This window comes from Microcystis sp. BLCC-F209 (genome assembly GCF_041928595.1).
Lineage (GTDB): Bacteria > Cyanobacteriota > Cyanobacteriia > Cyanobacteriales > Microcystaceae > Microcystis.
Map to the genome: position 1 here is coordinate 1 of NZ_JBHFLL010000069.1, position 6,297 is coordinate 6,297.

The 6,297-nt window shown below is 43.1% G+C and carries 9 protein-coding genes; 1 reads left to right on the top strand and 8 read right to left on the bottom strand.

The window, feature by feature from the left end; translation table 11 throughout:
• Positions 1 to 34 precede the first annotated feature (34 nt).
• The 8 genes from ACE1AQ_RS04145 to acnB all read right to left on the bottom strand — a co-directional run bounded on the left by ACE1AQ_RS04145 (position 35) and on the right by acnB (position 5,190).
• A complete protein-coding gene (locus ACE1AQ_RS04145; protein ID WP_002732513.1) occupies positions 35 to 388 on the bottom strand; it encodes a hypothetical protein in 354 nt (117 codons plus the stop codon).
• A gap of 131 nt (positions 389 to 519) precedes the next feature.
• The gene (locus ACE1AQ_RS04150; RefSeq protein ID WP_008197961.1) at positions 520 to 786 is read right to left on the bottom strand and encodes a BrnA antitoxin family protein; all 267 of its coding nucleotides are present in this window, start codon (positions 784 to 786) and stop codon (positions 520 to 522) included.
• Entirely contained in the window at positions 734 to 1,027 is a 294-nt protein-coding gene (locus ACE1AQ_RS04155; protein ID WP_002735016.1) for a BrnT family toxin, read from the bottom strand. The genes ACE1AQ_RS04150 and ACE1AQ_RS04155 overlap by 53 nt, the downstream gene beginning before the upstream one ends.
• 139 nt (positions 1,028 to 1,166) lie before the next feature.
• Positions 1,167 to 1,310 (bottom strand): hypothetical protein, encoded by a 144-nt coding sequence (locus tag ACE1AQ_RS04160; RefSeq protein WP_002761373.1) that lies wholly within the window; start codon positions 1,308 to 1,310, stop codon positions 1,167 to 1,169.
• 99 nt (positions 1,311 to 1,409) lie between these two features.
• On the bottom strand, positions 1,410 to 1,586 hold the full coding sequence (locus ACE1AQ_RS04165; RefSeq protein ID WP_002797259.1) for a hypothetical protein: 177 nt from the start codon (positions 1,584 to 1,586) through the stop codon (positions 1,410 to 1,412).
• A gap of 18 nt (positions 1,587 to 1,604) precedes the next feature.
• Positions 1,605 to 2,024, bottom strand: coding sequence for a hypothetical protein (locus ACE1AQ_RS04170; protein WP_253257779.1), 420 nt, complete (start codon positions 2,022 to 2,024; stop codon positions 1,605 to 1,607).
• 222 nt (positions 2,025 to 2,246) lie between these two features.
• On the bottom strand, positions 2,247 to 2,516 hold the full coding sequence (locus ACE1AQ_RS04175) for a DUF2584 domain-containing protein (protein WP_002761370.1): 270 nt from the start codon (positions 2,514 to 2,516) through the stop codon (positions 2,247 to 2,249).
• Between the two features lie 64 nt (positions 2,517 to 2,580).
• The gene (acnB, locus tag ACE1AQ_RS04180) at positions 2,581 to 5,190 is read right to left on the bottom strand and encodes a bifunctional aconitate hydratase 2/2-methylisocitrate dehydratase (RefSeq protein WP_008197952.1); all 2,610 of its coding nucleotides are present in this window, start codon (positions 5,188 to 5,190) and stop codon (positions 2,581 to 2,583) included.
• Between the two features lie 159 nt (positions 5,191 to 5,349).
• Here acnB and deoC point away from each other — a divergent pair, with 159 nt between their 5' ends.
• Positions 5,350 to 6,027, top strand: coding sequence for a deoxyribose-phosphate aldolase (deoC, locus tag ACE1AQ_RS04185; RefSeq protein ID WP_110545936.1), 678 nt, complete (start codon positions 5,350 to 5,352; stop codon positions 6,025 to 6,027).
• Positions 6,028 to 6,297: the final 270 nt, after the last annotated feature.

Sequence of the window (6,297 nt, forward strand, 5' to 3'; positions counted from 1 at the left end):
GACTAAATCCTTATCTGGCAAGAGATTTAATTGATTAGTTCGCTCCAGATCGCAAACAATTGACAAAAATCGCAGTAATGTCTGTTTCTATAAGGGTTTCATCCCTTATAACCCCGTCCATTGCATAAGACAAACCGAAGAACCGAAATTCGGTTCCTTGTTGAATAAGGGAAAGGGCTGTACTCAATGGACGTTGTGCTTGTTTCCAATATTGCTCAGATGACAATTGATCGATTACTTCTTCATTCTCATCGCTATAATACACATTATAAAAATATTCCGCATCCTTAAGTTTTGTAGATAAACTTATCAGCGTATCCCAAGCCAGATTTAAAAAATCAATGCCAGCGGATTTAAAATCATCTCCAGTCGGTACATCTATAATCATAATTTTTCGTACTCACTTTTATCATTTCATTTAAGGCGATTTATTGGTAAATGAGATTGTGTGGCTTTTCATCCCGCTCAAAATGATAGCGAACTTTTTTATTGTGTGGCTTGTACCCGAACTAAACTTGACTATACTTTGTGAGCCTCCGCATAAATCCGTAAAGCGGCGGACATTTTTTGTTCACAATCCTCGCCCTGTGATTGAAACCAAGCTAGGGTTTCGGGATCTACTTGAACAAGAACATTTACTTTCTCTACAGGTTTCCACCACTGCGATTTACTAAAAAACTCCTCGGTTAAGGGCGGAATATCGGATGTGTCGATTTCCTCTTCCGTAAGAGCGTCAACTTTCTCCCAATTCGTCTCGGAGGTATTGTTCATATCGTTTTCGTTCATAGGGTAAAGCTTTACGAAGTGAAATAATACGAATTGTATCTCTACTCGGTTCTGTAAAAACGACAACTACCACTCGGCCATCGAGCGTACCGATTCCTATCAATCGATCTTCGCCATAATTTTCTCGTTCGTCAAGGGAAACTCGAATGGGATGTTCAAATATCCGCTGCGCGTCCGCGAAGTCTAGATCGTGCTTGATGATATTCGCTCGGTTCTTTTGTCGATCCCACTCGAATTTCATATTTTTATTTTATCGAGTTGTCATTCCGTATATCGAAAAAAATCCTATAATTGTCGAAAATTCGATCGTTAGAGGGGTCATCTTGATCGAAATCAAAAGAAATCTTTCGCCTCGATCGAAATGACCCATAACCGGTCAACTAACTCAAAACACCAGAAGGAATCCCTAAGATATCCTCAATCTTAGGTAAATCTTCTAGGGGAATTACCCGGCCTTCATCCTCAAAACCAGCGATTTCAATTAAGATTGAGAATATTAATACTAGACAGGATAAGAGCTTCATGTATCTAGAATGTATCAAACTAATCGGTCATGACTATAAAAACAAATCAGGGGGTAGATAACCCCCTTGTGTACAAATGATCTGGCAAATACATAAGAACTAATTAGCTGATGGTCGGAATTTTTGTTGTATTTTAGCCTTTATTCGAGCAATAAAGCTGGATTTGCTCTTTTTTTCGGGATCTTCGTAGATAAAAGTTTTGGCACTACCATCTTCTAATATTTCAATTAACTTTAAACTAGGTGCTTGTCTCTGTTGTTTTAGTGACTCAGACATAATAGTTTCCTCTGTGGTTTAGGTCTTAACCCTACTGTTATCAAGTGCCTCTAGTTCCCTATCAGATACATTGCTAGTTTTACATACCATTTGGAGATTCCAAGTAAATAACTTTTGTCTCACTGGTATCCACAAGGATACTCTGATATTGCCTTTTAGATTAAATTTTTGTTTTATATTAACAGATAATTCTTCTAAAGAACTACTGATTGCTGGCACAATGTTTAAGCGAATTGTTTCTAAAAGTTCAACAGTATCTTGTCCAGTCTGTGTTTGAGAGAGTAGAACAGGAATTCCTAAGATAATAATAGATATAATCGTAACTATTTGAGGACTTTTTAATAATTTCCATTCCCTAGGTATAGGACTATTCTCTCCTGTAAAAAATGAACTTGCATCCCCTAAACCTGTCACAATCGCTACTATTAAGTATAACAAAAATATGAGCTTTTCCCAAGGCTTGAATTTTCTGAGAAAATAATCAAATTCATACTTAAGTAGGTGGGTGGAATTAAATATAAAATGAACGTAGGTTGGGTTGAAGCATGAAACCCAACGCCCGCATGGGTTACGCTACCGCTAACCCATCCTACAAATAATTGTGCCTACCTACTTAATAATTCTTGCAATAATTATTCGTTGTTGATCCTTCATCTAATTTCAAGTTTCTTTGACAATAAAAGGGACTGGATAAATCCTATCAATTCTAAATAAAACTGTTGTTTGACGATTTTCCCAAACTAATTTTTCAATGATAACATCTGCGTAGGCGACCCAATGTTCATTTACCAAAGGAATGGGAACATCAACAGGAATAATTCTATAATCTTCTTTGCTCCCTTGATACTGTTTAGATAATTCCAAACTTTCTGGATAACCTTGAGATGGTTTTAACTTTAAAATACTATTCACTTCACAGGGCATCCCCATAAATTTTACCTCTTTATTTTCTGAACAAAAGGTGAGCTTTTCATAGCTCACCCTCAACTTCATACTAACTCAAAACACCAGAAGGAATCCCTAAGATATCCTCAATCTTAGGTAAATCTTCTAGGGGAATTACCCGGCCTTCATCCTCAAAACCAGCGATTTCATTAAAGTTCAAATAGCGGTATAAATTGCTGGCAAAAGGATTAATTTTCTCGGTGACAATTGCGAGGTATTCCTCAACGGTGGGAATGCGTCCTAGCAGCGCACAAACTGCCGCTAATTCGGCGGAACCGAGATAGACTCGCGCATCTTTTCCCATGCGATTATTGAAGTTACGAGTCGAGGTAGAAAATACCGTCGCTCTGTCTTCAACCCGCGCTTGATTACCCATACAAAGGGAACATCCAGGCATCTCGGTACGCGCCCCAGAAGCGGCAAAAATGCCGTACATTCCCTCCTCGCGCAATTGTTTTTCATCCATGCGGGTGGGGGGACAAATCCACAGTTTAGCCTTAGCAACTCCTGCACCTTCTAATATCTTAGCGGCGGCGCGATAATGACCAATATTAGTCATACAAGAACCGATGAACACCTCATCAATTGTATCCCCAGCGCATTCCGACATTAACTTGATATTATCGGGGTCATTGGGTGCAGCAACAATTGGTTCTTTAATCTCGTTTAAGTTGACGGTGATAATATCCGCATATTCGGCATCCTTATCCGCCTCCATCAGAACAGGATTAGCTAACCATTGTTCCATTTTTGCTACCCGACGTAGGATAGTTTTGGCATCACTATAACCCCGGGCCGCCATATTTTTTAACAGGGCCACATTAGAGCGTAAATATTCCGCCACTGTCTCGGTACTTAACTTAATCGTACAACCAGCACAGGAACGTTCCGCCGTGGCATCGGTTAACTCAAAAGCCTGTTCTAATTTCAAATCCGGCAGCCCTTCCATCTCCATAATGCGACCGTTAAAAACATTTTTTTTGTTCTGTTTTTCCACGGTTAATTTGCCTTCTTGGATGGCGACGTAGGGAATAGCATTAACAATATCGCGCAGAGTTACACCTGGTTGTAATTCCCCCGTAAAACGCACTAAAACCGATTCTGGCATATCCAAAGGCATTACTCCCAAAGCGGCGGCAAATGCCACTAAACCCGACCCCGCAGGAAAGGAAATTCCCAGGGGAAAACGAGTATGAGAATCGCCGCCAGTCCCCACCGTATCCGGCAATAACATCCGATTTAACCAGGAGTGAATAATGCCATCTCCCGGACGTAAAGCCACCCCACCCCGGGTAGAGAAAAAGTCCGGTAATTGGTGATGAGTTTGAATATCAACCGGTTTGGGATAGGCTGCCGTGTGACAGAAACTCTGCATGACTAAATCGGCGCTAAAACCTAAACAGGCTAACTCTTTTAACTCGTCTCTGGTCATCGGGCCGGTGGTATCCTGAGACCCTACCGTAGTCATAATTGGGTCACAGGAAGTACCCGGCCGCACCCCGGGTAAACCGCAAGCTTTGCCGACCATTTTTTGCGCTAGGGTGTAACCTTTACCCGTGTCATTAGGCATAGTGGGACGGGTAAATAGGGTACTAGCCTCAAGTCCCAAGGCGTGACGGGTTTTATCGGTGAGACTGCGACCGATTAAGAGGGGAATACGACCGCCGGCCCGCACTTCATCCAGAATTGTCTCAGGTTTGAGGCTAAAGGTGCTAATAGTTGCGCCCGCTTCGTTGGTGATTTTGCCTTCGTAGGGATAGATTTTAATCACATCCCCCGTGTTCATTTGGCTAACATCGCATTCAAGCGGTAAAGCACCGGAATCTTCAGCAGTATTAAAGAAGATAGGGGCGATTTTACTGCCTAAAATATAGCCACCAGCACGTTTATTAGGTACAAAGGGAATATCATCGCCAATATGCCAGAGAACCGAGTTAATTGCCGATTTTCGGCTGGAACCAGTCCCAACCACATCCCCCACATAGGCGACCGGATGGCCTAATTTTTTCAATTCGGCAATGGTTTCTAAAGACCCCGGTTGACGGGTTTCTAACATTACCAAAGCATGAAGGGGAATATCGGGCCGGGTGGTGGCATGGGGAGCGGGAGATAGGTCATCTGTATTGGTTTCTCCCGGGACTTTGAAGACGGTGACGGTAATTTCTTTAGCAAGTTTCGGTTTAGCGATAAACCAAGCGCCATTGGCCCAAGCATCGATAACCTGTTTAGCATAGGGATTGGTGTCGGATAATTCCAAAACCTCGTTAAATGCGTCGAATACCAGCAGGGTTTTACTTAAAGCACTGGCAGCGGCGGCGGCGATATTAATATCTCTGGATTTCAGTATTTCAATCAGAGAATGAACGTTATAACCACCGACCATGGTTCCCAGTAAGCTAACCGCACCCTGGGGGGAGATAACGCTAGATTTTATTTCACCTTTGGCAATTCCTGTTAAAAATCCCGCTTTAACGTAGGCCGCTTCATCAACTCCGGGGGGAACACGGTCACGCAGCAGGGTCAGCAATTCTCCCTTGAGTTCTTCGGACGGATTTTTGAGCATTTCGCATAATTCCGCCGTTTGTTGAGCATTGAGGGGAAGGGGAGGGATACCTAATTTCGCTCGGTCGGCAACGTGGCGGTGATACGCTTCTAACATAGGTCTATTTTCTCCTAGTCTTCACTTGTGACGGTTTCTTCCTAGGTTACTGGATCTTTGCTAGTCTCGGAATTTCTAGGTTAGCGAGAGATGACTTTATTGTGTGAATTCCATAAAATGAGAAAATAGCGATCGATTGACTATATTGAGGCTTAGATAATGGCTATCACCGATTCTGATCTAGATTTAGCACAATATATCGACCATTCTCTCCTCATCCCCACCGCCACCAGTGAACAATTAGAGGCTTACTGTCAACAGGCTGATCAATATCGTTTTCCCACCGTCTGCGTTTATCCCGCCGCCGTTAAGCAAGCTGTGCAGTTACTCCACGGCAAAAAAACTTTAGTTTCTACCGTGATTGGTTTTCCCGCAGGGGCCACTACCTCCGCAGTTAAACGTTATGAGGCTTTAGAAGCCTTAGATAATGGCGCTAAGGAGTTAGATGTGGTTATTAATCTCGGTTGGCTGAAAGATGGGAAATCCGAGGAATTATTCCAAGAAATTGCTAGTATTTGTCAGGAAACTGGCCAGACGGTAAAAGCGATTCTGGAAACCTCGCAACTGACGGACACCGAGAAACGTTTAGCGGCGGAGATTTGCATGGATGCAGGAGTCAGTTATCTAAAAACCAGTACCGGCTGGTTTGGGGGTGCAACGGTTAGCGATGTCAAGTTTCTCAAGGAAATTAGCAAAGGCCGGGTAGGAATTAAAGCATCCGGCGGAATTCGCACCCTAGAACAAGCGATCGCTCTTATCCGGGCCGGGGCCACCCGTCTGGGAACTTCCCGTGGTGTCGATTTAGTCCGTCAGCAAAAAGCCGCCTTTGAGGAGTAATACTAAATCCTGTTTTAAAAATATAGGAAAGTGGGGTGTGGGGTGTGGGGTAGTGGGGTGTAGGGTAGTGGGGTAGTGGGGGGAGGTGGAAATTATGAATTATGAATTATGAATTGGGGTGTGGGGTGTGGGGTGTGGGGTAGTGGGGGGAGGTGGAAATTATGAATTATGAATTATGAATTATGAATTGGGGTGTGGGGTGTGGGGTGTGGGGTAGTGGGGTATGGTGGGGAGTTGGAAGATCGAAATAGCAAACTTCTCAACTCAATT